This window comes from Sphingobium sp. C100 (assembly GCF_000508185.1).
Taxonomy (GTDB): domain Bacteria; phylum Pseudomonadota; class Alphaproteobacteria; order Sphingomonadales; family Sphingomonadaceae; genus Sphingobium.
On record NZ_AYOY01000140.1, the window covers coordinates 23083 to 48216 of the forward strand.

Genomic DNA, 25134 nt, shown 5'->3' on the forward strand with positions numbered 1-25134 from the left:
CGGAAGCCAAGCTGCCATGCGCCGCTAATCGAACTATCGTGTAAGGAACAGCCGTCATGACGCCGCGCGAATATCTGGGGTCCGCCGCCGTGCCAGGCGGGCAGGAACTGAAGCTCTACCGACGAGGCGGGGATTTCATGATCGTGCTCGAGCGCAATGAATTGATGAGCAGCCGGATGAGCGGATCGGAAAAGCAACTCGCGCTCATGACGATCGAGCGGCTGACGGGCCGCGCCGCGCCGCGTCTGCTGATCGGCGGCTATGGCATGGGCTTCACCCTGCGCGCCGCTTTGGGGGCGCTTGACGCGACTGCGCGGCTGACCGTCGCCGAACTCGTGCCCGAAATCATCCAATGGGCGCGCGGCCCCATGGCGGAGCTTGCGGCCGGATGCCTCGACGATCCGCGCGTCACCCTCGTCCTGGACGATGTCGTCACTGTGATCGCCGCCGGTCGTGGCAGCTATGACGCAATCCTGCTGGATGTCGACAATGGCCCCGACGGCCTCACCGCCGCGGCCAATGACCGGCTCTATAGTGGACATGGACTGGAAACCGCGCGCGCGGCTTTGAAGCCGGGCGGTATTCTCGCCATCTGGTCCGCCGGATCGGACGATGCCTTCACCCGGCGCCTGCGGGGCGCCGGTTTCGCCGTCGATGAAGTGGCGGTTCGCGCCCGCGACAATGGCAAAGGCCCACGCCATGTCATCTGGTTTGCACAAAAGCGCTGAACATGCTGCATGGCCAGGGTGCGGCAGTGCGCGCCAGAGAGATTTCCACCGACATGATGTTCCAAAGGATGCCGGCATGATCCAGACCCGATCGACCACCCCCTTCACCGACCAGAAGCCCGGCACCTCCGGCCTGCGCAAGAAGGTGCGCGTGTTCCAGCAGCCCCATTATGCCGAAAATTTCATCCAGTCGGTGTTCGACTGTCTGGAGGGATTTGCGGGCCAGACGCTGGTCGTCGGCGGCGACGGCCGCTACCTCAATCGCGACGTCATCCAGACGGTGCTCCAAATGGCCGCCGCCAACGGTTTCGGCCGGGTGCTGGTCGGCCAGGGCGGCATCCTCTCGACGCCTGCGGCATCGCACCTGATCCGCTCCGCCGGCGCCTTTGGCGGCCTCATCCTGTCGGCCAGTCATAATCCTGGGGGGCCGGACGAGGATTTCGGCATCAAATATAATATCGGCAATGGCGGCCCCGCCCCGGAAAAGGTGACGGACGCGATCAACGCCCGCACCCTGACGATCGACAGCTACAAGATCATCGACGCGGACGATGTGGACATCGACATCATCGGCACCAGCCGGATCGGCGACATGACCGTTGAGGTGGTCGATCCGGTTGCGCTCTACGCCGATCTGATGGAAAGCCTGTTCGATTTCGCCGCCATCCGGGCGATGATCGCGGGCGGCTTCACCCTTGTCTTTGACAGCATGAGCGCGGTCACCGGTCCCTATGCAGTGGAGATTTTCGAAAGACGTCTGGGCGCGCCGCAAGGCACGGTGATGAACGGCACGCCGCTGCCCGACTTTGGCCATCATCATCCCGACCCGAATCTGGTCCATGCCAAACAATTATATGAGCGCATGATGGCGTCCGACGCGCCCGATTTCGGCGCGGCGTCCGACGGCGACGGCGACCGCAACCTCATCATCGGACGCCATTGTTACGTCACGCCGTCCGATTCGCTCGCCGTGCTGGCCGCCAACGCCCATTTGGCGCCGGGATATGCGGCGGGCCTCAAGGGCATCGCGCGATCCATGCCAACCAGTGGCGCGGCCGACCGAGTCGCGGAAAAGCTGGGGGTGCCACTGTACGAAACGCCGACCGGCTGGAAATTCTTCGGCAATCTGCTCGACGCCGGAATGACGACCATTTGTGGCGAGGAAAGCGCCGGCACCGGTTCCGACCATGTACGGGAAAAGGACGGCATCTGGGCGGTGCTGCTCTGGCTCAATATCCTCGCTGTCCGCAAGCAGAGCGTCGTCGCGATCATGGCCGACCATTGGGCGACCTATGGCCGCAACTATTATGCCCGCCATGATTATGAGGCGATCGCCAAGGATCACGCCGACGCGCTGATGGCGGCGCTGCGCGGCAAGCTCGACGATCTGCCCGGTACGACCAACAGCGCCGGCACGGTGAAAAGCGCCGACGATTTCGCCTATACCGACCCCACCGACCAATCGGTCAGCCGCAACCAGGGTGTTCGCATCCTGTTCGAGGACGGATCGCGCATCGTCTTCCGCCTGTCGGGCACCGGCACGCAAGGCGCGACGCTGCGCGTCTATATCGAGCGTTATGTGGGACCGGACGGCGATCTGGGCCTCGACACCGCCGATGCGCTCGCCCCGCTGATCGCCGCCGCGCAGGATGTCGCGGACATCGCCGGTTTCACCGGTATGGACAGACCGAGCGTCATCACCTGAAGCCCGGTTCGATCGTTTCGAGCGAACAGCCCAACGCAAACTAACAGCCTGGAAACAAGCCGGAAACGCATGGCCTTTAGGAAGCGCGAGCGGCCATCAGGCCGCTTGTCCTTTTCGCCCGCCAGGAAATCTGATGCGACGTCGTGCCCTCTGTCTCTCCGCTTGCCTTGCTTTGCTTTCCGCTCCCGCGCGCGCCGCGACCAGCGAGGATGAGCAATTCTGGCTGAACCTGACGGCGATGGGGTCGGTGAAGGATGAACTGGTCTATTTCGCCGAAATCCAGCCGCGCGCGGGCGATGGCGTCTCGCGCATAGACCAGTCTTTATTCCGTGGCGCGCTGGGCTGGAAATTTTCGCCTTCCCTCACCCTCTATCAGGGCTTTGCCCATATCGTCTTGCCGATCGACGGCGGTCAGGACGTTAATGAGGAACGCAGCTTTCAGCAGCTCAACTGGACGCTGGGCCAGCCCTGGGGCGGCGAATTATCGTCGCGCACCCGGCTTGAACAGCGCTGGCGTTCCGACGGCGACGACATGGGCTGGCGCTTGCGCGAAATGATTCGCTATGAAAAGCCCCTCACCGCCGGCAGCGACGCGTTCAACGCACTGGTCTATGCCGAGGGCTTCGTCGCGCTCAACGACACCGATTGGGGGGCGAAGAGCGGCTTCGACCAGCTTCGCAGCTTCGTTGGCGCAGAGGTCAGCCTGCCCGGCGCATCGACGCTGGAGGTTGGCTATCTCAACCAGCTCATCAACCAAAGCGGCGGCGACAGGCGGATCAACCATGTGGCGTCCGTGACCCTGTTCTTCCGCCACTGACGGGCGGTCGATCCGGCTATGCGGTGAGCGCCTCGACCAGCGCCTTGACCTTCTTTTGCCGCCATTGCGGCAGCGGCGCGATCAGCCAATAGGCGAGCAGGGTCGGCGTCCGATCGCCCACTTGCCGCACCCTTCCGGCTGCGATGTCGGCCTGGGCCAGCAACAAGGGCACCCGCGCACGGCCGAACCCGTTAGCCGCAGCCTCGATCGCCAGGCCGCCATCGGCCACCCGGATCGTCGCGGGCTTGTCCCCCGCCGGGCAGCCCGGCCAGTCGATGCGCTGGTCGGGGCCGCCCGCTGCCGCCTCGACCGTCACATAGGCCGCCTCGCCGGTCTTGATGCCCTCATGCTCGCCCGCGCCGTCGGTCAGGCGCAGGGCGATATCCAGATTGGCTTCGGTGAAATCCAAAGCCTCATCGGCGGCAATTAGCTGAAAAGTGAGATCCGGTTGCGTGGCCGCATAGGCCGCCAGCCGCGGCTGAAGCCATTTGGCGGTGATGTCGCGCGGCGCGGCGATGGTGAGCGCGCTGCTGGACTGGCCCGCCTGCATCGCCCGGACCGCTTCCTCGAATTCCAGAAATCCGGCGCGCAGCGCGTCCAGACCCGCTTGCGTCTCCGGCGTGAGTTCCAGCCCCTTGGGCGTGCGGCGGAACAGGACGACGCCCAACATATCCTCCAGCGCGCGAATCTGCTGGCCGACCGCCGCGGGGGTGACCGCCAGTTCGTCCGCCGCGCGGGTGAAGGACAGATGCCGCGCCGCCGCATCCAGCACGCGCAGGCCGTTGAGCGGCAAATGGGTGCGCTTCATTCGGCCACCGCCGGCGCGATCAGGGCGAAATGCGGGATCACCACCTCGAACGTCTCTCCGTCCAGCCCGATCATGCGATAGGCCCCCTTCATCGAGCCGGTGGGCGTACCCAGCGGACAGCCCGAAACATAATCATAGCTTTTTCCCGGCTGCACCACAGGCTGTTCGCCCACGACGCCATCGCCATCGACCCGATGCTGTCCACCCCGCCCGTCCGTGATGACCCAGTGTCGGGTCAACAACTGGACCGGCTGTTCGCCCATATTCTCGATGCGGATATGATAGGCCCAGAACCATCGGCCCCGGTCCGGCTCCGACTGTTCGGGCAGATAGGTGACGGCCACGTGCACGCCGATGTCGCGCGTCGTCGCATGGAATGGGAAGAGCGCGAATGTGGTCGTCATGGCCCAGAGATGCGCCCTGCCCCCCTTTCCGTCAACGCCCTATCGCACGCAGCGCCTGATCGAAATCGGCGATCACGTCGTCCGGATCTTCCAGGCCGACATTGAGGCGCAGCATATCTTCGGTGATGCCGACCTCCAGCCGGGCTTCCTCGGCCATGCCGAAATGGGTGGTGGAGGCCGGATGAGTCATCAGCGAGCGGGAATCGCCGATATTGTTGCTGATGTCGACCAGTTCCAACGCGTTGAGCAGGCCATGGGCCTCCGCCCGGCCGCCACCGACATAGAGCGAGAAGATCGGCCCGGCCGCCTCCATCTGCCGCATGGCGAGATCATGCTGAGGATGGCTGTGGAGACCGGGACACAGAATTTTCGGCAACCGGGTTTCAAGGAAGCGTGCAACCTTCAGCGCATTCTCGCTCTGGCGACGGATGCGCAGGTCCAGCGTCTCCAGCCCCTTGAGCACCACCCAGGCATTGAAGGCGCTGAGCGTCGGCCCGGTATTGCGGTGGAAGGGCAGCAGGACATTGTCGATCCAGTCGCGCGTCCCGCAAATTGCGCCGGCCAGCACACGCCCCTGCCCGTCCATCATCTTGGTCGCACTATAAGCGACGACGTCCGCGCCAAATTCCATCGGCCGCTGGAGCGCGGGCGTAGCGAAGGCGTTGTCGACGACCGTGGTGACGCCATGCGCCTTTGCGATGGCGCAGACGGCGGCCATGTCCACCACGTCCATGGTGGGGTTGGCCGGCGTCTCGAAGAAGAAGACCTTCGTATTGGGCTTCACCGCCGCTTCCCACGCTGCACTGTCGCGCCCGTCGATAGTCGTCGTTTCGATCCCGAACTTGGGCAGCAGCGTGTCGACCAGCCAGCGGCAGGAGCCGAACGCAGCCTTCGCAGCGACGACATGGTCGCCCGCCGAAAGCTGACACAGCAGGGCGGCTGTCATCGCCGCCATGCCGGTGGCCGTAGCGCGACACGCTTCCGCCCCCTCCAGCAGGGCGATGCGCTGTTCCAGCATGTCGACGGTGGGGTTCTGAAGGCGGCTATAGGTCATGCCGACCTGATCGCCCGCAAAGCGCGCGGCGGCATCCTCGGCCCGATCGTAGCAATAGCCGCTGCTCAGGAACAAGGCCTCCGACGTTTCGCCATATTCTGTGCGCGCGGTGCCGCCCCGGACGGCCAGCGTCGCCGGCTTCCAGTTATTGGTGATTTCAGGGTTCTGCCCGCTCTTCCGCTTCATATCGCTTTCCGCATATCCATCGTCACGCGCGGCGTCGCGCCGCCCAATATCTCGGCCATCTGGCTCCTGTCGCCATTACCGCCCGACAGGATTACCGCAACCCGCTTGCCGCGCATCGCCTCTTTTTCCTGCATCAGCGCGGCCAGCGCGACAGCGCCCGCCCCTTCGGCCAGATTATGCGTGTCTTCCCAATAGATACGGATCGCCCCAGCCACCTCGTCGTCGGTGACCGCGACGAAACGGTCGGCGCGCGGCCCGAAATAGTCGAGCGCGGCTTGGACCGGCGTGCAGACCGCAACGCCGTCCGCAAAGGTGTAGGCGGTGGGGCTGGCGATCAGGCGGCCCGCCTCGAACGACAGTTTGGCGGCATCGACATGCGCGGAAACCACGCCGACCACTTTCGTCTTGAGGCCAAGCGCGTCACGCGCCGCGATCGTGCCGCACAGGCCCGACCCGCAGCCCACGGGCACGTAGACCGTATCGATGTCCGGCACAGCGTCGAACAGTTCGAGGCCATAGCTCGCCACGCCGCGCACCAGTTGGCCATGATAGGCCGGCACCATGAACAGCCCCTGTTCCTCGGACAGGCGCAGCGCCTCCGCCTTGGCGCTGTCGAAATCATGGCCATGTTCGATCAGGGTGGCGCCAAAGGCCCGCATCGCCCGGTTCTTCTCCAGCGCATTGTCATGGGGCACGACGATGGTGACGGCCAGGCCAGCCGCCCGCGCCGCGCGCACCTGCGCCTGGCCGTGATTGCCGCGCGTGGCGGTGATGATGCCGGTCACGTCGGGATGAGTGCGGCGCAGCCAGTCGATATAGGTGATCGCCCCGCGCGCCTTGAACGCGCCGGTGGGCGTGTGATTCTCATGCTTCACCCACAACTCGCAGCCGGTGCGCCCGGCCAGCAGCGGCCAGGCATATTGGGGCGTGGGCGGCACCTGGGCATGAACCATGGCGGCGGCCGCACGAAGCGAAGCGAGTGACAGGTCGGTCATCCTGTCGCCTGTATCGATCCGTCAGGCCCGGCGACAGGACCGATGCCGTCGGATTGGACCGTTCACGCCGCCTTGCGAGGCATAGTCGCGAAAAAGGGATGCAGATGCGCTTCCTCCCACTCCATTCGCTCATAGAGAGCATCTTGCAGGGCCAGCACCGCGTCACGATAACCTTGCCAGTCATTGACGATCTGCGCCGGGGTCCAGCATTTGATATGGTCGCTATAGCGCAGGAACAGCGCGACCATGGCGCGGCCATGTTCGCGCACGGCCTTCGTCGCTTCCGGCGTCATCAGCGCCGGGCCGGCACCCCGGACAACGGCGTCCTCCCGCCCCATATGTTCCCGGAACAACTGGGAAAAGACGATCCGGCGACGGGCGATTTCCGGCATGTCCTCCACGTTGGACCGTTGCAGGAGTTGCGCAAACTCCCGCATCGTCACGCGCAGATCGTCATGATCCCGCGCCAAATCATATTTCATAATAAGCGACCCCATTTTTATATTTAAACGACATGGGGCCGCAAAACTTAAATTTTTCCATCGCTTATGCGACGAGCCGAAAGATCATAGCGCGGCCAGCACCGCATCACCCATCTCCACCGTCGTCATTGCGCCGCCCAGGTCCGCCGAACGCGCGCCCTCGCTCAGCGCCTTCGCCACCGCCGCCTCGATCCGGTTGGCCGGCGCGGGCAGGTCCAGCGAATAGCGCAGCATCATCGCCGCCGAAAGGATCGTCGCCAGCGGATTGGCCTTGCCAGTGCCGGCGATATCGGGCGCGGAACCGTGGATCGGTTCATACAGCCCCTGCCCGCTGCCGTTGAGCGTCGCCGAGGCGAGCATCCCGATGGAGCCGACGCACATGCTCGCTTGGTCAGAGAGAATGTCGCCGAACAGGTTGCCGGTGACGATGACATCGAACTGGCCGGGGTTGCGGACGAGCTGCATGGCGGCATTGTCGACATACATATGGCTGAGCGCCACGTCGGGATAGTCGGCCGACACTTCGATCACCACGTCGCGCCAGAGCTGGCTGGTTTCCAGCACATTGGCCTTGTCCACCGAACAGAGCTTGCCGCGCCGCGCCTGCGCCGCCTGGAACCCGGCATGGGCGATGCGGCGCACCTCGGCTTCGTTATAGGACATGACGTCATAGCCTTCGCGCAGGCCGTCAGCGGTGGTGCGGAAGCCTTTTTCGCCGAAATAGACGTCGCCATTGGTTTCGCGCACGATCAGCAGGTCGATGGCGGCGGCAACTTCCGGCTTCAATGCGGACTCGCCCGCCAGTTCGGGAAACACCTTGGCCGGGCGCAGGTTGGAGAAGAGACCCAGTTCCTTGCGCAGGCCAAGGATCGCCTGTTCCGGGCGCAGATGCCGTTCCAGCGCGTCGCAGTCGGGATCGCCCACCGCGCCGAACAGGATGGCGTCGGCCCGCTTCGCCAGGTCCAGCGTTTCGGGCGGCAGCGGATGGCCCACCGCCTTGTAGGCCGCGCCGCCGACCAGACCGTCCTCATAGGTGAGTCCGTCGATCCCCAGCGCATCGAGCACGCGCTTTGCCTGTGCGACGATTTCGGGGCCGATACCGTCACCGGGGAACAGGGCGATCAACATATGCTTCATTCCTTATTTATCGCTTCGATGCCGCTTATTGAAAGAAAAGCGCGTACAATGGGGGCAGGCCTTTGCAGAAGGAAGGCCGCTTAGGCAACCGCTCTTTTCAGCCGCTCGACCAGCCTTTCCCGCGCCGCCAGCACGTCGGCGCGCCGGTCGGTCAGGACCGAACGCTCCAGAAAGAAGCCGGTGAGGCGCAGCCCGTCGAGGATCTGGCCCCAATCGCCCATGCCGCCTTCGATCAGGAAGGCGGGCAGCGGCAGCAGGCGGCTTTCATAGCCGACAGCCCCCGCCCGGCTGACCGCCGCGGCGCTGCGCGGGCTGACGAAGGCGAGGTCTTGAGCCTTGTCGGTCGCGGCGCATCGCGTCAGGTCGAGGCCGAAGCCCAGTTCGGCCAGCAGCAGCAGTTCGTAGCGCACCAGCGCCACCGCCCAGCCGCGCGCGGCCGGGGCCGCCTCCACCGCGTCCAGCAAGCCGTCCAGCGCCTGATGCAGCGCGGGATAGGCCTGCTCCTCCGGCAAGGCGGCGGCGGTCAGCGCGCAGCTCCAGTCGATCGCGGCAGCGGGCAGCGGTTCGGCGTGGAGCGGCGCGCGGCTGTGGGCCAGTTCGACGGTGAGGCCGGCCAGCTGATCCTCGGTCCGGGCGCGGAAATCGGCTTTTACCGCGTTCCCCGGCAGCAGGATCGGCCGCATGGCCCGCGACCGCCCCCCACGCACATAGCCGGGCACCAAGCCATGGTCGGGCGTCAGCAGCCGCGCGATCGCGCCATGTTCGCCATGATGGCGGACGGCGCAGACGATCGCGGCGGTGGAGAGGCTGGGCATGAAGTCGCCATAGCGGGATCAGGGTCGGTTGCCTCGTTTATTCGTCAGTCATGCGGCGCGATAGACGCTCTTCAGATTCATGAATTCGTGGAGGCCGAACGGACCCAGTTCGCGGCCATGGCCCGAGCGTTTAACGCCGCCGAAGGGCGCTTCGGGCGCGGAGGCGAGCATCTGGTTCACCGCCGTCATGCCGGCATTGATGTCGCGGACGAAGCGCGCTTCTTCATCGGCGTCCCGCGTCCACACCGACGATCCCAGGCCAAAGGGGATGGCGTTGGCGATGGCGATGGCTTCGTCCATGTCCGCCGCCTTGAACACCATGGCGATGGGGCCGAAAATCTCCTCCCCCATCAGCGCCGGGTCGGCGGGCATGTCGGTGAGGATGCCCGCCCGCATGAAGGCGCCGGGACCATCGGGCGTCTCGCCGCCGATCAGGGTGGCGCCGGCGGCCTTCATCCTGCCGACCTGGTCCTGCACGGTGCGGCGCTGTTCCGCGCTGGAGAGCGGCCCCATGTCGGTGCCCTCGTCCAGCGGATTGCCTGCCTTCACCGCTGCCATGGCGGCGGAAAATCTGGCGAGGAAGGCGTCGTAAATATCGGCGTGGACGATCATGCGCTTGCCGCAGATGCAGGACTGGCCGGTATTTTGCGTGCGCGCCGTGACCGCCTGGCCGACCGCCGCGTCCAGGTCGGCCGATGGCATGACGATGAACGGATCTGAGCCGCCCAGTTCCAGCACCACTTTCTTGAGCGCCTTGCCCGCCTGCTCCGCGACCGCGCGGCCCGCGCCCTCGCTGCCGGTCAGGGTGACGGCGGCGACGCGGTCGTCGGCGATGATCGCGGCCACCGCGTCCGAGCGGATCGGGAGATTCTGGAACAGGCCTTCGGGCGCGTCGGCCTGCGCCATCATATCCTGCATCAGCGCGGCGACGCCCTGCACATTGCTGGCATGTTTGAGCAGGCCGACATTGCCCGCGAGGATGCAGGGGGCGAGGAAGCGGACCACCTGCCAATAAGGAAAATTCCACGGCATCACCGCCAGCACCGGGCCGATCGGGAGCCACACCAGGTCGGCCCGGCCGCCGGACGCAAGGGCGATGCTGCCGCCCTCCAGCATCGCGGGGCCTTGCCTGGCATAATGGCGGAAGGCGGCGACGCATTTATCGACCTCCGCCAGCGCGGATTTGAGCGTCTTGCCCATTTCCTGCGTCGCCATGCGGGCAAGCGTGTCGCGATTGGCATGATAGGCGTCGGCGAGGCGCGAAAGCAGCGCCGTGCGGTCCGACAGGCCGGTCAGCCGCCACTTGGCAAACGCCGCCGTCGCCCGGTCGAGCGCGGCGTCGACCTGTGCCTCGGTCAGCGCCTCATGGGTGGCGATCTGTTCGCCGGTGGCCGGGTTGATGCTTTTCATGGACGACTCCGGGGGTGGGGAAATGAGGACGGGGATGGCGGCGGCCGCCGCCCCTGCACGGTCACAACTCGTTCACAGCATCGAAGTTCACACCGTTCTTGTGCGTCGAAATGCGCGGTTTTGGGGCCAATTGCTACGGGGAGGCTACAGGGACGCTACAGGTGGGTCACAGTGACGCGCCACTGACGCGCCCCTGACGCGCCACTGACGCGCCACTGACGCGCCCCTGACGCGCCACTGACGCGCCATCGGGGTCATGGTTGCGCGACACCGGGGTCACGCATGTTGCGCGGCGGTGACGGTGACGGTGCGGGAAAGCAGGGTGAGCGGTTCATCCCACAGGATAGATCAGAGAAAATCCTACATTTGTAGAGGCTGTGTTCGGATATGCGCGAGAAGGCAGCGGGATGCCGGGTCGAGCCCGGCCTGACGCGCGGGAATGACTGCGGACGAGCATTTTGGAAATTTGCGGATGGAAATGGTTTCGCCAAACCCGTCATCCACTTATAATCATGGTAAGGTAATTGCCCGAGGCTGCTCTGTGACCGCTCTAATATTGGCTCCACCACTAGTGATCTTCGGCCTCGGCTATCTGCTCAGCACAATTTTTGGGGAACGATTTCCCTTGCAATGGTGGTTGCTTCGGCTTGGGCTTGTTCCGATTATCTTTCTCTCATTGGCGCTTTATGTCTTATTATTCCCCACGCCGGTTCCCGAAAATTATAATCCAAATATTCATGGCAATCCAGGGCGGGGCGATTTTGCGGCTATATTGGCATGGGGACTTTTGGCTCCGATAGTCTATCTGATCATCGCTCTACCCACGTCGATTGCCTATGCAATTTAGCGTCGGTTTAGAGATAAGAGGCAGTCACGCTAAAGCGTCCGTTTTCAAACTACGGCGTTCCGAAACCCGCAGTCCGCTCCCCACCCATTTACGCCACCCCATTCGCGCCCGTCACCCATCACCCGTGGAAATAGTCATAGACCTGTTGCGCCACCGCCTTCGATACGCCGGGCGCGCGTTGCAGGTCGTCCAGCGCGGCGTCTCGTACCGCCCGCGCCGTGCCGAAGTGCATCAGCAGCGCTTTCTTGCGCGCGGGGCCGATGCCGGGCACTTCGTCCAGCGACGATACGGTGATCGCCTTGCTGCGCTTGGCGCGGTGGGCGCCGATGGCGAAGCGGTGGGCCTCATCACGCAGGCGCTGGAGGTAGAAGAGCACCGGATGGTTGAGGGGGAAGGTGATTTCGCGGCCGTCCAGCAGGTGGAACACCTCCCGCCCCTCACGCCCATGATGCGGTCCCTTGGCGACGCCGATCATGGTGACGTCCTCTATCCCCATTTCCTCCAGCATCGTGCGCGCGGCGGAGAGCTGCCCCTTGCCGCCGTCGATCAGGACAAGGTCTGGCCATTCGCCGCCGTCGCGGTCCGGGTCTTCCTTCTGCGCTCTACCAAAGCGGCGCTCGAACATCTCGCGCATCATCGCGAAATCGTCGTTCGACATTTCGGGGTTCTTCATGTTGAACTTGCGATAGGCGTTTTTGCGGAAGCCTTCCGGCCCCGCCACCACCATCGCGCCCAGCGCATGGGCGCCCTGAATATGGCTGTTGTCGTAGATTTCGATGCGGTCCGGCACGCCCTCCAGCCCGAAAGCCTCGACCATATCGTCCATGATGCGGCCCTGGCTGGTGGTTTCGGCCAGCCGCCGGTCGAGCGCCTCCACCGCGTTGCGCTGCGCCTGCTTGATGAGGCGGGTGCGCTCGCCGCGCTGGGGCACCTCGATCCGCACCTTGCTGCCGATCCGTTCGGTCAGCGCCAGCGCCATGAGTGCGCACTCGGCCGGCTCGCGGTCGGTCAGGATCAGCTTGGGCGGCGGCACTTCCTCGTAAAATTGCGCCATGAAGCTTTCCAGCACTTCCTCCGTCGCGACGTCGGCGGTGTGGACCGGGAAGAAGCTGCGATGGCCCCAATTCTGGCCGCCGCGGATGAAGAAGGCCTGGATGCACATCGCTCCGCCCTTTTCCGCCAGCCCGAATATGTCGGCGTCGCCCAGCCCTTCGGCATTGATCGCCTGGCTGCCCTGAATGAAGGTCAGCGCCTTCAGCCGGTCGCGGATCACCGCCGCCTGCTCGAAATCCATCGCCTCGGCCGCCGCCTGCATGGTCGCGCCCAGCTTCTTTTGCACCTCGGTCGACTTGCCGCCCAGAAAATCCTGCGCGTCGTTCACCAGTTCGGCATAGCCCGCTTCGTCGATGCGGCCGACACAGGGGGCGGAGCAGCGCTTGATCTGGTAGAGCAGGCAGGGGCGCGAACGGTTGGCGAAGAAACTGTCGGTGCAGGAGCGGAGCAGGAACAGCTTTTGCAACGCATTGATGGTGCGCGTCACCGATCCGGCGCTGGCGAAGGGGCCATAATAGCGGCCCTTCGCCTTGCGCGCGCCGCGATGCTTCTGGACGCGGGGAAAGGCGTGATCCTCGCGCAGCAGGATGAAAGGGAAGCTTTTGTCGTCGCGCAGCAGGACATTGTAGGGCGGGCGGTAGCGCTTGATGAGTTGCGCCTCCAGCAGCAGCGCTTCGGCTTCGCTGTTGGTGGTGACGATGGTCATGCTGCGGGTCTGCGCCACCATGCGCTGGAGCCGGCGCGGCAGGCGATCGACCTGGGTATAGTTGGCGACGCGGTTCCGGAGCGCCCGCGCCTTGCCGACATAGAGCACGTCGCCGCGCGCATCGTGCATCCGGTAGACGCCGGGGCGGATCGGCAGCGTCTTGAGCACCGTGCGGATCGCCTCCACACCCGTGTCGATATCGGGCTGGCTGCCGGTGACGGTATAGGTCGCCTTGTCTTCGTTGAAACGGTCGGGGGATTGGGGGGAGGACATGGGGCAGAGATAGCGGCGCTGGCGACAATCGCAATGGGCGGTCCCAGGCGCGGCTCCGCGTCGCGCCTATTCCTTGACGATCCGCAGCAATTTTCGCTCGACCGGGGCCAGCACATTATGCAGGTCCGGGCCGCGCTTGAGGATGTGCCCGCCCTCCCCGACCAGCGCCCACATGCCCTGCCGATGGCGCAGGGCCGGCCGTTTCTCGATCCGATATTCAGGGCGTTCGGCGGACCGGCGAAAGGCGCTGAACACCGCTGCCTCCCGGCCCATATCCATCGCATAGTCGCGCCAGTGGCCGGCGGAAACCATCCGGCCGTAAAGGTCCATGATCCGCTGCAACTCCAGCCGCTCGAAACCCACCTGTCCGGGCGATACCGCGGGAAACGGCGTCACATTGGTCATCAGGCCCGGCCGCGATCCTTGAACAGTTCATCGGCGTCGGGCAGTTGCGGCTTTTGCCGTTCGGCCATCAGTTCGGCCAGCCGCTTCTGCAACTGCTCGACCTCGCACTGGAGCATTTCCAGCTTCTGCTTTTCCGGGTCGAAGCAATCGGAACAAGGCGTGCCATAGGGTACGAAATCGCGCTGATAGGCGGTCACGTCGACCAGCATCTGGCGGGCGGGGATACCGACCATCGTCGCGCCTTCGGGCACATTCTTGGTCACGACCGCATTGGCGCCGACGCGCGCGCGCGCGCCGACATGAACCGGCCCCAGCACCTGCGCGCCCGAACCGACGATCACGCCGTCGCACAGGGTCGGATGCCGCTTGCCGGCAATGCCGTTGGCCGGATCGGTCCCGCCCAGCGTGACATTCTGGTACAGCGTCACATCGTCGCCAATCTCGGCGGTTTCGCCGATGACGGTGAAGCCATGGTCGATGAAGAAGCGCTTGCCGATCTTCGCGCCCGGATGAATGTCGTTCCCCGTCAGGAAGCGCGATATATGATTGACCACGCGAGCGAGGAAGAACAGGCGCGCGCGATAGAGCCGATGGGCGACGCGATGAAAGGCGAGCGACCACAGGCCGGGATAAAGCAGGATTTCCGCACGGGACCGCGGCGCTGGATCGCGCGCCTTCACCGAATCGATATAAGCAATAAGATTGCCCAGCATCCCGCGTCCCTGAAATCCTGCCTCTGGTTTCGCCTACATAAGGCCCTGGCATCCTTTTTTCCAGAGGCGCGCCAATGCGCAGCTTTTCCGGTACAAAGGGGAACTTGCTTTGCAAATGACTATATGCCTATCAATGAGGTAGACAATCAAACCAAAGGACCCCGGATGATTGACGCCTTCTTCGCCAATTTCGGCGATATTCTGCCCTTCATCCTGATCGGCTTCGGCGCGCAGATGATCGACGGGGCGCTCGGCATGGCCTATGGGGTCATTTCCAGCACGCTTCTGCTGGCCATGGGCGTGCCGCCCAGCCGCGTGTCGGCCAGCGTCCATGCCGCCGAAACCTTCACCACCGGCGTCTCCGCGATCAGCCATATCCTGCATGGCAATGTCGACTGGAAGCTGTTCGCCCGCCTGATCGTCCCCGGCGTGGTCGGCGGCGTGGCCGGCGCTTATCTGCTGTCCAATATCGACGGCGCCGTCATCAAGCCCTTCGTGCAAGTCTATCTCGCCTCGATCGGCGTCTATCTTTTCTGGCGCGGCTTTCACCTGCCGCCCAAGCCGCGCGATCCCAAATGGGTGACGCCGCTGGGCCTGGTGGGCGGCTTCATGGATGCGAGCGGCGGCGGCGGATGGGGGCCGATCGTCACGTCGAACCTGCTGCTGCAAGGGTCCAGCCCGCGCCACACCATCGGCACGGTGAACAGCGTCGAATTCGTCCTGACCCTGTCGATCAGCCTGACCTTCCTGATCCATCTCGGCTGGGAAACCTTTACCACCTACACATTGGGGCTGCTGATCGGCGGCGTCGTCGCCGCGCCCTTCGGCGCGATGCTGGCCCGGCGCATCGCGCCTCGCCTGCTGTTCATGGCGGTGGGCGTGATCCTGACCCTGACATCGGCCTTCGGCGTCGCCAAATGGCTTGGATATATCGGTTAAACCTCTTATATTCGGCTTTCTGATCGAGGAAGCCGATAAATGTCCAGTTACCTGCCCACGCTCAAACAGCTTCAATATCTGGTCGCGCTCAAGGAACAGGGGCATTTCGGCAAGGCGGCCGACGCCTGTTTCGTGACGCAATCGACGCTGTCGGCGGGCATCCGGGAACTGGAGTCGCTGATCGGCGTGACGCTGGTCGAGCGGACGCGGCGGGTGGTGCGCTTCACGGCATTGGGCGACCGCATCGTCGAAAAGGCGCATCGTGTGCTGCGCGAGGCGGAGGAACTGGCGGCAATCGCCGAAGCGTCGGGCAAGCCCCTCACCGGCGAGTTGCGCATGAGCGTGATCCCGACGATCGCGCCTTTCCTGCTTCCGCGCCTGCTGCCCCGGTTGCGGGCGGACCGGCCGGAACTCAAACTTTATCTGCGCGAAGAAACGACGCAGGCGGCGATCGAGTCGCTGCGCCATGGTCATGTCGATTGCGTGCTGCTCGCTCTGCCCTTCCCGATGGGCGAACTGGACAGCGAGATCCTGTTCCAGGACCGGCTCTATGTCGCCTTTCCTCATGACGAGCCGCGCGACCCGCCGGAATGGATCGGCCCCGACATGATCGACGAGAGCAAGCTGCTGCTGCTGGAAGACGGCCATTGCCTGAAGGACCATGCGCTGGCCGCCTGCAACCGGCCGGACCTGCGCGCCAGCACCACCATGATGGGCACGTCGCTCCATACGTTGATCCAGATGGTCGACAATGGACTGGGCGTCACCATGATCCCGGAAATGGCGATCGCCAGCGGGATATTGGAACATACCAGGATCACGGCCCGCCCGATCCGGTCGGACCGGCCGGCGCGCGACATCGCGCTGGTCTGGCGCAAGAACAGCCCGCGCGAGAAGGAATTTCACATGCTGGCCGGCATTTTGCGGGATGCTGCGACGCTGAGCTGCCGTTTACCCGAAGCGGCCTAACGCTGCCAGGCCCGCGCCCTGGCGTCGTCCTCGCTCCGGGCGGCGACCCAGGCGGTCCGGCCGTCGTCGAAATATTCCTTCTTCCAGAAGGGCGCGTCCGACTTCATCCAGTCGATCAGGAAGGCGCAGCTTTCCAGCGCCGCCGTGCGATGCCGCGACGCGGTGCCGACAAAGACGATCCGCGCGCCAGGTTCCAGCCTGCCGACACGATGAATGACGCTGACGCCCAGCAGCGGCCAGCGCGCCATGGCATCATCGACGATCCGCGCCATCTGCGCCTGCGTCATGGCGGGATATTGCTCCAGTTCCAGCGCGACCAGCCCGCCTTCGCCGCGCACGATACCCGTGAAACTGGCGACGCCGCCGCCGCCAAGCGCTTCCAGCGCGGCCAGTTCGGCGGCCGCGTCAAAGTCCTGCGGCTGGACCGCCACCCGTTTCATCCGCCCGTCACCGGGGGGAAGATCGCCACTTCGCGCGCATCGCCAATCATTGTGTCGAGCGGCGCGAATTGCTGATCGATCGCGGCGCGCAGCCGGGCCGAATCACCCAGCGCCTGGGCATAGCCGCCGCCCCGCCCGGCCAGCATCGCCACCAGATCGGCCAGCGTCGCCCCCGGCCCCGGATGGTCCACCACGTCCTGGTCCCGGCCGATCGCTTCACGCACCCAGGCGAAATAGACGATGGTGAGCGGCCCCATGGGTCAATCCATATGCTTGATGCCGACGCGCAGATAATCCCAGCCCGTGACCAGCGTCAGGATCGCGGCCGCCCAGAGCGTCACGATCCCCACCATCTGCACGAAGGGGAATTGCGGCACGGCGCCCGCCAGGATCAGCGCGCCCAGCGCGATGATCTGAAAGGTCGTTTTCCATTTGGCCAGCCGCGATACCGGCACCGATACCTGAAGGCCCGCCAGAAATTCCCGCAGCCCCGACACCGCGATTTCCCGCAACAGGATGATCATCGCCGCAACGATGTGCAGCCCCGCTATGTCGCGCGTGGCCGCCAGCATCAGTATGACCGCGCCGACCATGATCTTGTCGGCGATGGGATCAAGGAATACGCCCAGTTTCGACACCGTGCCCTGGGCGCGGGCCAGATAGCCGTCGAAATAGTCGGTCACGCCCATCAGGCAATAAAGGCCGAAAGCCAGCGCATAGCCGGTGATCCAGCGCGCGCCCATCTCCGCGGGCCAGAGCAACGCGACCAGCAGCGGGACGGTGAATATACGCGAAAGCGTCAGCAGGTTTGGCAGCGTCAGCATGAGCGCGGACTGCCACAGTCCGCCGCCGCATACAAGCGACCCCGAACATCGACCGCGCAACCATTGGACATGCACGCCGCCAGCGGCTAGACCCCGCGCCGGTCGCTAACGGGAAAGAAGATCCCCAATTCCATGCAAGCCTCTCTCAGGCTCCTGAACAAGCGCCGTTTCCTGCCGCTTTTCATCACCCAGTTGCTGGGCGCGTTCAACGACAATCTGTTCAAGAACGCGATGGTGCTGTTCGTCGTCTATCAGGTCTATAACGACGAACGCTCCGAAACATGGTTCAGCGCGCTGGCGACGGGGCTGTTCATCCTGCCCTTCTTCCTGCTGTCGGCGCTGTCGGGGCAGCTTGCCGACCAGCGCGACAAGGCCGTCATCATCCGCTGGGTGAAGGCGGCGGAAATCGCCATCATGGGCGTGGGCGCGATCGGCCTTGCGCTGATCTGGGGCGGTATCGCGGTCCATACGCTGGCGATCCCGCTGCTGCTCGCCGCCCTGTTCGCCATGGGCGTCCATTCAACCTTCTTCGGTCCGATCAAATATGCCATCCTGCCCCAGCATCTTCACGACGAAGAAGTGCTGGGCGGCACCGGCCTGGTGGAGGCGGGCACCTATATCGCCATATTGGCCGGCACCATATTGGCCGGCATCATCCCGGTCGAAATCGCCGCGGTCTGCATCATCGTGACGGCGCTGATCGGCTATGTCGCCGGGCGCGAGGTGCCATCTGCCCCGTCGCTGCTGGACGCGCAGCCGATCGATTTCCACATCATTCGATCGTCGGTCGCGCTGGTGCGCGGCACCATGCATATCCGCCGCCTGTTCCTGGCGATCATGGCGATCAGCCTGTTCTGGGCGGTGGGATCGATCCTGTTCATCCAGTTCCCGCCGCTGGTGAAGAATGTGCTGACGGCCGACAAGCCCGTCGCCAGCCTGTTCCTCGCCATCTTCTCGATCGGCATCGCCATCGGATCGGTCGCGATCAACCGGCTGCTCCAGGGGCATGTATCGGCCAAATATGCGCCCGCATCCGTCATCGGCATGGGGCTGTGCATCGTCGCCTTCCATGTGGTGTGCGACCTGTGGACACCGGCGCCGGACGGGCAGATGTTGTCGCTTGCCCAGTTCCTGGCCCATCCGCTGGCGTTGCCGCTGTCACTCTGCCTGCTGGGGGTGGCGACCTTCGGCGGCATGTTCGTCGTGCCGCTCTACGCTTTCCTGACCACGACCGTCGAAAAATGCGAGGCGGCCCGCACCGTGGCGGCGAACAATATCGTCAATGCCGGGGCGATGGTGGTCGGTTCGCTCTGCGCCATCGGCCTGAGCATCGCGGGCGTGTCCGTGGTGATGCAGTTGCTGCTGGTCGCCATCCTGTCGCTGCCCTGCGCGGCCATGGCGTGGAAGCTGCACAAGGCGTGCGACGGGCCGATCTGCCATTAATGGGGCCTTCGGCGGGCCGTGTCCGCTGCGCTGTTAGAAGATGAAGCTGTAGAAGGCCGTGAAAAAGGCGCAGAAGCTCAATGCGAACAGCTTCCAGTCCTGATCGTCATCCACCATCCGCTTGTGCTTGCGCGCCGATTCGTCCCGGACCCGAAACACATGGGGCGGCAAGCTCTGCCGGAAGGGATGGCGGGCCGATTCGGTCGTGAGGACGAGAGGACGGGTTCGCATGAGTCGTGATTAACCAAAAATTTACCTTTTTAGCCATCGCCAATGATGGCTAATCTGGCCTTGTCCCGGTGCGGGACATGCTTGACTGTATGATATGAATAATACAGTGTGACCCAACCGATGAACGAAACGCGTCCACTCGCCCCCTCTCCGCCGCCCTCGCGCGAATTTGGCGCGGGGCCGCCCAGCGCCTTCGCGCCGCCCACCCCCTGGCGCCGGCGGCTCCAGATTTTCGGCTGGATCATCGCGGCCGGGCTGGCGCTGTTGATGATCCTGGTCGCCTGGCTGGCGGTCACGGCGCCCCTGTCCCAATCGCTGAAGCCGATCGCGCCGCCCAGCATCAGCCTGATGTCGGCCGACGGCCATCTCATCGCGCGGCGTGGCGCGGTGATCGACGAACCGGTGACGATGGCGGAACTGCCCGCCCATGTGCCCCAGGCGTTCATGGCGATCGAGGACCGGCGTTTTCCCACCCATTGGGGCGTAGACCCGCGCGGCATCGCCCGTGCGCTGTGGCACAATATCTGGTCCGACGGCGCGTCGCAGGGCGGCAGCACCATCACCCAGCAACTGGCCAAGGGCGTGTTCCTCTCCAGCGACCGGACGCTGGGCCGCAAGGCGCGCGAGGCGTTGATCGCCATCTGGCTGGAGGTCTGGCTGACCAAGGACCAGATCATGGAACGCTATCTGTCGAACGTTTATTTCGGCGACAATGTCTATGGCCTGCGCGCGGCCGCGCGCCATTATTTCAACCGCGCGCCCGGCCGCCTGACCATTTCGCAGGCGGCGATGCTGGCGGGCCTGCTCAAGGCGCCGTCCCGCCTGGCCCCGACCGGCAATCTGGCCGGCGCGCGCGCCCGTGCCGCACTGGTCACGCAGGCAATGGTCGATGCCGGCTATATCAGCCAGGCCGATCGCAATGCGCTGCGCCCGCCCCGGCTGGACGTGCATGATGATCCCGACCCGACCAGCGGCACTTATTTCGCCGACTGGGTGCTGCCCACCGCCCGCGATCGGGCCGGCGCCGTCTATGGCGAGCAGCGGATCGAGACCACGCTCGACTGGCGCATCCAGCGCCTGGCCGAGGCCGCCATCCGCCGCGCGCCGCTGGGCGGAGCGCAGGCCGCGCTGGTGGCGATGAAGCCGGACGGCAGCGTGCTGGCGATGGTCGGGGGCAAAAATTACACCAAGAGCAATTTCAACCGGGCGGTGCAGGCGAAGCGCCAACCCGGCTCCACCTTCAAATTATTCGTCTACCTCGCCGCCTTTCGCGCGGGCATGACGCCCGACGACATGATCGACGACACGCCGATCACGACCGGCACCTATCGCCCGGCCAATCATGGCGGTAAATATCGCGGCCCCATCTCCCTGCGCCAGGCTTTCGCCGCGTCCAGCAATGTCGCGGCGGTGCGGCTGACGCAAAAGGTCGGCGTCGCCAATGTCATCAAGGTCGCGCGCGATCTGGGCGTCACGGCGCCGCTGACCGAAGACCTCAGCCTCGCGCTCGGCACATCGGAAATTCCGTTGGTCGAACTGGCCGAGGCCTATGCCGCCGTGGCGGCCGGGGCCTATCCCGTCACGGCCCATGGCCTTCCGCCGGAGGATCAGGGCTGGATCGAGCGACTGATGAAGCGTCAGCGCCGCTTCAGCGAGGCCCACCTCACGATGATCCGCGACCTTCTGTCCTCCGCCGCCAATCGCGGGACGGGCAGCGCCGCGGCCTTGCGCACCAGCACTTTCGGCAAGACAGGGACGACGCAGGATAGCCGCGACGCCATCTTCGTCGGCTATGCCGGGGGCCTGGTCACTGCGGTGTGGATCGGCAATGACGATAATAGTCCGCTGCCCGGTGGCGCGGCCGGCGGTGGCGTGCCCGCCCGCATCTGGCGCAATTTCATGAGCGGGGCGATCAACGAGCCGGTCGAGGATGCGCCGCAGGAAACGCAGGACGCCGACCTGGTCAACGCGATCGCCAATATCAGCCTGGAAACACAGATCGGCAATATCGGCCTGGGCGTCGATCAGGACGGGATGACACTGAATATCGGACAGGACCGCATCCGCCTCCCGTCCGATCAATCCGCGCCGGCGCCGCCAACGGGCGCTCCCCCGCCCCCCGTCGCCCGGACGCAGCCCGCCGCCGAGGATGGCGGGCCTTGACGCAAATGTTAATGGCAGGGGGCTGAAAAGGCGAAAAGTCTTGGTTTGCTCGGGTGGCTCACGGTTAACGTGATGCGTCCGCCCTCCATCTTCGGTTCGGCGGTTAAGTCACTGACTATCGAGCATTTTACGACGGCCGCCTTTCGATGATATATGCGATGCGACTCTGATTCAGAGGACCGTCGATGAACAAGGGGTTTATGACCGAGCGCAATGCGGAGCATAAGGCGCTGGCTGCGCGATGGAGCATCGCAGCCGAGGCCATGGAAGCCCTGGCCGGCGCGCGCTCGCTGGACGCGATCGCCAACGTCCTGCGCGCCTTCGCCCGCCGGGCGGTCGGAGCCGACGGCATCGCCATCATCCTGCGCGAAGGCAATCTGTGCCATTATATCGCCGAGGATTCGATGGCCCCGCTCTGGGCCGGCCAACGTTTCCCCGCCGGCAATTGCGTATCGGGCTGGGCCATGGCCAACCGCGAGACGGCGGTCATCCCCGACATATTCAACGATCCGCGCGTCCCGGTCGATGCCTATCGCAAGACCTTCGTCCGCAGCATGTTGATGGTGCCGATCGGCCGGCTGGACCCGATGGCGGCGGTCGGCGCCTATTGGTCCGAACAGGGCGAACCGACCAACAACGAGATCGCGCTGCTGGAAGCGCTGGCCCGCGCGGCATCGACGGCGCTGGAAAATGGCCGTCTGTTCGCGTCGCTGGAAGCGCTGAACGACCAGCTTGACGAACGCGTCCGTGAACGGACCAACGAACTGGAACAGGCGCAGGAAACGGTGCGCCAGATTCAGAAAATGGAGGTGCTGGGGCAATTGACCGGCCATGTCGCCCATGACTTCAACAATCTGCTGACACCCATCATCGCCGGCCTGGACCTGATCCTGACCGGCAAACGATCGCCCGAATCGATCGACCGCCATGCCGGCGTCGCGATGCAGGCGGCCGAAGCGGCCCAGATACTGGTTCAGCGCCTGCTCACCTTCGCCCGGCGCCAGCCTTTGTCACCGACGGCCGTCGACCTGCCGGACCTGCTGGCCGGTATGCAGCCCCTGCTCGCCAGCACGGTCGGTCCGCGCATCGCGCTGTCGGTCGATATGCCGATGGACTTGCCGGCGGTTCATGCGGATGCCAATCAGCTCGAACTGGCGATCCTCAATCTCGCCATCAACAGCCGCGACGCCATGCCGGACGGCGGCACGCTCACCATCGCGGCCGACCGGGGGGAGACGCAACGCCCCGCCTCGCTGGCGCCGGGCGCATATGTGCGCCTGTACATTACCGACACCGGCGTCGGCATGACGGCGGCCGTCCGGAAAGCGGCCACGGAGCCGTTTTTCACCACCAAGCCTGCGGGCCACGGCACGGGCCTGGGGCTGTCGATGGCGCATGGCCTGACCGGGCAACTGGGCGGCACGCTGGAAATTGACAGCGAAGTGGGCAAGGGGACGACCGTCACGCTCTGGTTGCAGGTCGAACCGGCGCCGGCCGGGACGGCGGATGTCGCAGACGAACAAAGCCAGGGCGGCCGGCAGCGGGGCAAGATCCTGCTGGTGGACGATAACGCCCTGGTCAGAGCCAGCACGCGGGACATGCTGTCGGACATGGGCTATGATGTCGTCGATGTCGATCATGCCGAACTGGCGCTCACCATGATCGAGGCCGGCTACCGCCCCGACATCGTCGTCACCGATCATGTCATGCCCGGCATGACCGGCGCGGAACTGGCGATCCGCCTGCGCTGCGACCATCCCGACATCGCCCTGCTCATCATCTCGGGCTATCAGGGCGTCGATCTGATCGCGCCCGATGTGGTGCGCCTGTCCAAACCATATCGGCCCAAGCATCTGCAAGCCAGCATCGCCGCCGCGCGGGCACAGCGCGCCTGACCAGAGGCGCGGCCTTATAGCGCCTGCCCCGCCGCCCAGCCGCTGGCCCAGGCCCATTGGAAATTATAGCCGCCCAGCCATCCGGTCACGTCCACCGCCTCGCCAATCGCATAGAGACCGGGCATTTTCGTCGCCGCCATGGTGCGGGAGGACAGGCCGGCGGTGGCGATGCCGCCAACCGTCACTTCCGCCTTCGCATAGCCCTCGGTTCCCGATGGCGTGAAGGGCCAATCGGCAAGCCGCGCGCCAAGCTGACGCAGCGCCTTGTCGCTCAGATTGCCCAATTCTCCCTGCACGCCGGTTCGCTCCAGCAAGGCGTCGGCCAGCCGTTCGGGCAGCGCCTGTCCCAACAGCCGGCGCAGCAGGGTGCGCGGGCGCTCCCGTTTCTGGTCGATCAGCCAGTCGGCTGCCTGATCCGGCAGGAAATTCACATGGATCGGCGTGCGATGCTGCCAGTAGGAACTGATCTGAAGCATCGCCGGTCCCGACAGGCCGCGATGGGTGAAGAGGGCCGCCTCGCGAAACCGGGTCTTGTTCCAGCGGACCGCGACATCCGCAGATACGCCCGACAGCGCCTGGAACAGCGCATCGTCCGGCCCCAGGGTGAAGGGCACCAGTGCCGGCCGGGGCTGCACGATGTTCAGGCCGAAATGCCGGGCCACGTCATAAGCGAAGCCGGTCGCCCCCAGCTTGGGAATGGACGGGCCCCCGGTCGCCAGCACCAGCGCGGGCGCACGACACAGATCGGCGCCGCGTGTCACCTGGAACAGGCCGTCGCCATGGCCGACATCGCTCACCGGCTGTCCCAGCGCCATGGTCACGCGCCCCTTGGCGCATTCCTCCACCAGCATGGCCACGATCTGCCGCGCCGATCCGTCGCAGAATAGCTGCCCCAGCGTCTTTTCGTGCCAGGCGATGCCGTAAAGTTCGACCAGCGCCAGAAAATCCTGCGGCGTATAGCGACCCAGCGCCGATTTCGCGAAATGCGGATTGGCCGACAGATAGGCGTGGGCCACGGTGTTAATGTTGGTGAAGTTGCACCGTCCGCCGCCGGAAATCAGGATTTTCTTGCCCGGCGCATCGGCATGATCGACCAGCAGCACGCGCCTGCCCCGCTGCCCCGCGATAGCGGCGCACATCATGCCCGCCGCGCCGGCCCCCAGGATGATGGCGTCATAATCGCTCATCAGCGTGTCCGCCTGAGCCGGACGAGCGCCTCGTCCAGCGCCGACAGGAAGCGCGACCGGTCGCTTTTCGAAAAGGGCGGTGGACCGCCAATGGGATCGCCCACCGCGCCCGCCCGCAGGTCCGCCATGATCGCCCGCGTGGCGATGGCGGCGCCGATCGAGCTTTGGGTAAAGGGCTTTCCATTGGGCGCGATCACCACCGCCCCCGCCTTCAGGCAGCGGTCGGCCAGCAGGATGTCGGCCGTGATGCAGACAGCGCCCGGCCCCGCCCGTTCGGCGATCCAGTCGTCGGCGGCGTCGAAACCGTCGCTCACCACCACCCGATCCACCAGCGGATGGGCGGGCACGCGGATCACGCTGTTGCTGACGATGGTGACGGGCGCCTCATGACGCCAGGCGACCTTGTAAATCTCGTCCTTGACGGGGCAGGCATCGGCATCGACCAGGATCTTCATATTGGGCGCGATAGGCGGCCCTGCCGCGCGAAACAATGGCAGGCGGCTTA

At 65.1% G+C, this 25134-nt stretch carries 26 protein-coding genes; 9 read left to right on the forward strand and 17 right to left on the reverse strand.

What is annotated here, in order from left to right; translation table 11 throughout:
* Positions 1–56: 56 nt before the first annotated feature.
* The 3 genes from C100_RS34920 (at position 57) to C100_RS34930 (ending at position 3250) form a co-directional block, all read left to right on the forward strand.
* Positions 57–728, forward strand: coding sequence for a spermidine synthase (locus C100_RS34920; RefSeq protein ID WP_024019692.1), 672 nt, complete (start codon positions 57–59; stop codon positions 726–728).
* A 76-nt stretch (positions 729–804) separates the two neighbouring features.
* The gene (locus C100_RS34925; protein ID WP_024019693.1) at positions 805–2433 is read left to right on the forward strand and encodes an alpha-D-glucose phosphate-specific phosphoglucomutase; all 1629 of its coding nucleotides are present in this window, start codon (positions 805–807) and stop codon (positions 2431–2433) included.
* A 133-nt stretch (positions 2434–2566) separates the two neighbouring features.
* Positions 2567–3250: a DUF2490 domain-containing protein gene (locus C100_RS34930; RefSeq protein WP_031309356.1), complete on the forward strand. Its 684-nt coding sequence runs from the start codon at positions 2567–2569 to the stop codon at positions 3248–3250.
* Between the two features lie 16 nt (positions 3251–3266).
* Here the strand turns inward: C100_RS34930 and C100_RS34935 are convergent, their stop codons facing one another.
* The 8 genes from C100_RS34935 to C100_RS34970 all read right to left on the reverse strand — a co-directional run bounded on the left by C100_RS34935 (position 3267) and on the right by C100_RS34970 (position 10541).
* Positions 3267–4058, reverse strand: a complete 792-nt coding sequence (locus tag C100_RS34935; protein ID WP_024019695.1) for a LysR family transcriptional regulator — start codon at positions 4056–4058, stop codon at positions 3267–3269.
* A complete protein-coding gene (gene apaG / locus C100_RS34940) occupies positions 4055–4462 on the reverse strand; it encodes a Co2+/Mg2+ efflux protein ApaG (RefSeq protein ID WP_024019696.1) in 408 nt (135 codons plus the stop codon). Before apaG ends, C100_RS34935 begins: the two co-directional genes overlap by 4 nt.
* A gap of 31 nt (positions 4463–4493) precedes the next feature.
* Entirely contained in the window at positions 4494–5702 is a 1209-nt protein-coding gene (locus C100_RS34945; RefSeq protein ID WP_024019697.1) for a trans-sulfuration enzyme family protein, read from the reverse strand.
* On the reverse strand, positions 5699–6697 hold the full coding sequence (locus C100_RS34950; RefSeq protein WP_024019698.1) for a threonine dehydratase: 999 nt from the start codon (positions 6695–6697) through the stop codon (positions 5699–5701). The genes C100_RS34945 and C100_RS34950 overlap by 4 nt, the downstream gene beginning before the upstream one ends.
* Before the next feature lie 62 nt (positions 6698–6759).
* The gene (locus tag C100_RS34955; RefSeq protein WP_024019699.1) at positions 6760–7179 is read right to left on the reverse strand and encodes a hypothetical protein; all 420 of its coding nucleotides are present in this window, start codon (positions 7177–7179) and stop codon (positions 6760–6762) included.
* 84 nt (positions 7180–7263) lie between these two features.
* Complete coding sequence (gene leuB / locus C100_RS34960; RefSeq protein ID WP_031309358.1) at positions 7264–8307, reverse strand: 3-isopropylmalate dehydrogenase; 1044 nt, start codon at positions 8305–8307, stop codon at positions 7264–7266.
* A gap of 89 nt (positions 8308–8396) precedes the next feature.
* A complete protein-coding gene (gene recO, locus C100_RS34965; RefSeq protein WP_024019701.1) occupies positions 8397–9131 on the reverse strand; it encodes a DNA repair protein RecO in 735 nt (244 codons plus the stop codon).
* Between the two features lie 48 nt (positions 9132–9179).
* A complete protein-coding gene (locus tag C100_RS34970) occupies positions 9180–10541 on the reverse strand; it encodes an NAD-dependent succinate-semialdehyde dehydrogenase (RefSeq protein WP_024019702.1) in 1362 nt (453 codons plus the stop codon).
* A gap of 439 nt (positions 10542–10980) precedes the next feature.
* Here C100_RS34970 and C100_RS48290 point away from each other — a divergent pair, with 439 nt between their 5' ends.
* Positions 10981–11388, forward strand: a complete 408-nt coding sequence (locus C100_RS48290) for a hypothetical protein (RefSeq protein WP_161633910.1) — start codon at positions 10981–10983, stop codon at positions 11386–11388.
* Between the two features lie 118 nt (positions 11389–11506).
* Here the strand turns inward: C100_RS48290 and uvrC are convergent, their stop codons facing one another.
* The 3 genes from uvrC to epsC all read right to left on the reverse strand — a co-directional run bounded on the left by uvrC (position 11507) and on the right by epsC (position 14538).
* Positions 11507–13420, reverse strand: a complete 1914-nt coding sequence (gene uvrC, locus C100_RS34975) for an excinuclease ABC subunit UvrC (protein ID WP_024019704.1) — start codon at positions 13418–13420, stop codon at positions 11507–11509.
* Between the two features lie 66 nt (positions 13421–13486).
* On the reverse strand, positions 13487–13825 hold the full coding sequence (locus C100_RS34980; protein ID WP_024019705.1) for a DUF2794 domain-containing protein: 339 nt from the start codon (positions 13823–13825) through the stop codon (positions 13487–13489).
* Positions 13825–14538: a serine O-acetyltransferase EpsC gene (epsC, locus tag C100_RS34985; RefSeq protein WP_024019706.1), complete on the reverse strand. Its 714-nt coding sequence runs from the start codon at positions 14536–14538 to the stop codon at positions 13825–13827. Before epsC ends, C100_RS34980 begins: the two co-directional genes overlap by 1 nt.
* Positions 14539–14703: 165 nt before the next feature.
* Between epsC and C100_RS34990 the strand changes: the two genes are divergently transcribed.
* Both C100_RS34990 and C100_RS34995 read left to right on the forward strand, forming a co-directional pair.
* A complete protein-coding gene (locus C100_RS34990) occupies positions 14704–15477 on the forward strand; it encodes a sulfite exporter TauE/SafE family protein (protein WP_024019707.1) in 774 nt (257 codons plus the stop codon).
* Between the two features lie 39 nt (positions 15478–15516).
* Complete coding sequence (locus C100_RS34995) at positions 15517–16446, forward strand: hydrogen peroxide-inducible genes activator (protein ID WP_024019708.1); 930 nt, start codon at positions 15517–15519, stop codon at positions 16444–16446.
* Here the strand turns inward: C100_RS34995 and C100_RS35000 are convergent.
* The 3 genes from C100_RS35000 to pgsA are packed head-to-tail and all read right to left on the reverse strand — an operon-like array spanning position 16443 to position 17710.
* Positions 16443–16886 (reverse strand): molybdenum cofactor biosynthesis protein MoaE, encoded by a 444-nt coding sequence (locus C100_RS35000; RefSeq protein ID WP_024019709.1) that lies wholly within the window; start codon positions 16884–16886, stop codon positions 16443–16445. The genes C100_RS34995 and C100_RS35000 overlap by 4 nt on opposite strands.
* The gene (locus tag C100_RS35005; protein ID WP_024019710.1) at positions 16883–17143 is read right to left on the reverse strand and encodes a MoaD/ThiS family protein; all 261 of its coding nucleotides are present in this window, start codon (positions 17141–17143) and stop codon (positions 16883–16885) included. The genes C100_RS35000 and C100_RS35005 overlap by 4 nt, the downstream gene beginning before the upstream one ends.
* A gap of 3 nt (positions 17144–17146) precedes the next feature.
* Complete coding sequence (gene pgsA / locus C100_RS35010) at positions 17147–17710, reverse strand: CDP-diacylglycerol--glycerol-3-phosphate 3-phosphatidyltransferase (RefSeq protein ID WP_024019711.1); 564 nt, start codon at positions 17708–17710, stop codon at positions 17147–17149.
* Between the two features lie 132 nt (positions 17711–17842).
* Between pgsA and C100_RS35015 the strand changes: the two genes are divergently transcribed.
* Positions 17843–19153, forward strand: a complete 1311-nt coding sequence (locus tag C100_RS35015; RefSeq protein ID WP_024019712.1) for an MFS transporter — start codon at positions 17843–17845, stop codon at positions 19151–19153.
* Positions 19154–19186: 33 nt separating this feature from the next.
* Here C100_RS35015 and C100_RS35020 read toward each other — a convergent pair whose 3' ends face one another.
* Positions 19187–19384: a hypothetical protein gene (locus C100_RS35020; protein WP_024019713.1), complete on the reverse strand. Its 198-nt coding sequence runs from the start codon at positions 19382–19384 to the stop codon at positions 19187–19189.
* A 120-nt stretch (positions 19385–19504) separates the two neighbouring features.
* Here C100_RS35020 and C100_RS35025 point away from each other — a divergent pair, with 120 nt between their 5' ends.
* On the forward strand, positions 19505–21547 hold the full coding sequence (locus C100_RS35025) for a transglycosylase domain-containing protein (protein WP_200866560.1): 2043 nt from the start codon (positions 19505–19507) through the stop codon (positions 21545–21547).
* 185 nt (positions 21548–21732) lie between these two features.
* Positions 21733–23442, forward strand: a complete 1710-nt coding sequence (locus tag C100_RS35030; protein WP_024019715.1) for an ATP-binding protein — start codon at positions 21733–21735, stop codon at positions 23440–23442.
* A gap of 14 nt (positions 23443–23456) precedes the next feature.
* Here the strand turns inward: C100_RS35030 and C100_RS35035 are convergent, their stop codons facing one another.
* A complete protein-coding gene (locus C100_RS35035; protein ID WP_024019716.1) occupies positions 23457–24629 on the reverse strand; it encodes an NAD(P)/FAD-dependent oxidoreductase in 1173 nt (390 codons plus the stop codon).
* Positions 24629–25084, reverse strand: coding sequence for a YaiI/YqxD family protein (locus tag C100_RS35040; protein WP_031309362.1), 456 nt, complete (start codon positions 25082–25084; stop codon positions 24629–24631). The genes C100_RS35035 and C100_RS35040 overlap by 1 nt, the downstream gene beginning before the upstream one ends.
* Positions 25085–25134 lie beyond the last annotated feature (50 nt).

What these genes read in the sequence shown, in the direction of transcription:
- C100_RS34920 (WP_024019692.1), top strand. Translation starts at nt 57, where the DNA reads ATGACGCCGCGCGAATATCTGGGGTCCGCCGCCGTGCCAGGCGGGCAG.
- C100_RS34925 (WP_024019693.1), top strand. Translation starts at nt 805, where the DNA reads ATGATCCAGACCCGATCGACCACCCCCTTCACCGACCAGAAGCCCGGC.
- C100_RS34930 (WP_031309356.1), top strand. Translation starts at nt 2,567, where the DNA reads ATGCGACGTCGTGCCCTCTGTCTCTCCGCTTGCCTTGCTTTGCTTTCC.
- C100_RS34935 (WP_024019695.1), bottom strand. Translation starts at nt 4,058, where the DNA reads ATGAAGCGCACCCATTTGCCGCTCAACGGCCTGCGCGTGCTGGATGCG.
- apaG (WP_024019696.1), bottom strand. Translation starts at nt 4,462, where the DNA reads ATGACGACCACATTCGCGCTCTTCCCATTCCATGCGACGACGCGCGAC.
- C100_RS34945 (WP_024019697.1), bottom strand. Translation starts at nt 5,702, where the DNA reads ATGAAGCGGAAGAGCGGGCAGAACCCTGAAATCACCAATAACTGGAAG.
- C100_RS34950 (WP_024019698.1), bottom strand. Translation starts at nt 6,697, where the DNA reads ATGACCGACCTGTCACTCGCTTCGCTTCGTGCGGCCGCCGCCATGGTT.
- C100_RS34955 (WP_024019699.1), bottom strand. Translation starts at nt 7,179, where the DNA reads ATGAAATATGATTTGGCGCGGGATCATGACGATCTGCGCGTGACGATG.
- leuB (WP_031309358.1), bottom strand. Translation starts at nt 8,307, where the DNA reads ATGTTGATCGCCCTGTTCCCCGGTGACGGTATCGGCCCCGAAATCGTC.
- recO (WP_024019701.1), bottom strand. Translation starts at nt 9,131, where the DNA reads ATGCCCAGCCTCTCCACCGCCGCGATCGTCTGCGCCGTCCGCCATCAT.
- C100_RS34970 (WP_024019702.1), bottom strand. Translation starts at nt 10,541, where the DNA reads ATGAAAAGCATCAACCCGGCCACCGGCGAACAGATCGCCACCCATGAG.
- C100_RS48290 (WP_161633910.1), top strand. Translation starts at nt 10,981, where the DNA reads ATGACTGCGGACGAGCATTTTGGAAATTTGCGGATGGAAATGGTTTCG.
- uvrC (WP_024019704.1), bottom strand. Translation starts at nt 13,420, where the DNA reads ATGTCCTCCCCCCAATCCCCCGACCGTTTCAACGAAGACAAGGCGACC.
- C100_RS34980 (WP_024019705.1), bottom strand. Translation starts at nt 13,825, where the DNA reads ATGACCAATGTGACGCCGTTTCCCGCGGTATCGCCCGGACAGGTGGGT.
- epsC (WP_024019706.1), bottom strand. Translation starts at nt 14,538, where the DNA reads ATGCTGGGCAATCTTATTGCTTATATCGATTCGGTGAAGGCGCGCGAT.
- C100_RS34990 (WP_024019707.1), top strand. Translation starts at nt 14,704, where the DNA reads ATGATTGACGCCTTCTTCGCCAATTTCGGCGATATTCTGCCCTTCATC.
- C100_RS34995 (WP_024019708.1), top strand. Translation starts at nt 15,517, where the DNA reads ATGTCCAGTTACCTGCCCACGCTCAAACAGCTTCAATATCTGGTCGCG.
- C100_RS35000 (WP_024019709.1), bottom strand. Translation starts at nt 16,886, where the DNA reads ATGAAACGGGTGGCGGTCCAGCCGCAGGACTTTGACGCGGCCGCCGAA.
- C100_RS35005 (WP_024019710.1), bottom strand. Translation starts at nt 17,143, where the DNA reads ATGGGGCCGCTCACCATCGTCTATTTCGCCTGGGTGCGTGAAGCGATC.
- pgsA (WP_024019711.1), bottom strand. Translation starts at nt 17,710, where the DNA reads ATGCTGACGCTGCCAAACCTGCTGACGCTTTCGCGTATATTCACCGTC.
- C100_RS35015 (WP_024019712.1), top strand. Translation starts at nt 17,843, where the DNA reads ATGCAAGCCTCTCTCAGGCTCCTGAACAAGCGCCGTTTCCTGCCGCTT.
- C100_RS35020 (WP_024019713.1), bottom strand. Translation starts at nt 19,384, where the DNA reads ATGCGAACCCGTCCTCTCGTCCTCACGACCGAATCGGCCCGCCATCCC.
- C100_RS35025 (WP_200866560.1), top strand. Translation starts at nt 19,505, where the DNA reads ATGAACGAAACGCGTCCACTCGCCCCCTCTCCGCCGCCCTCGCGCGAA.
- C100_RS35030 (WP_024019715.1), top strand. Translation starts at nt 21,733, where the DNA reads ATGAACAAGGGGTTTATGACCGAGCGCAATGCGGAGCATAAGGCGCTG.
- C100_RS35035 (WP_024019716.1), bottom strand. Translation starts at nt 24,629, where the DNA reads ATGAGCGATTATGACGCCATCATCCTGGGGGCCGGCGCGGCGGGCATG.
- C100_RS35040 (WP_031309362.1), bottom strand. Translation starts at nt 25,084, where the DNA reads ATGAAGATCCTGGTCGATGCCGATGCCTGCCCCGTCAAGGACGAGATT.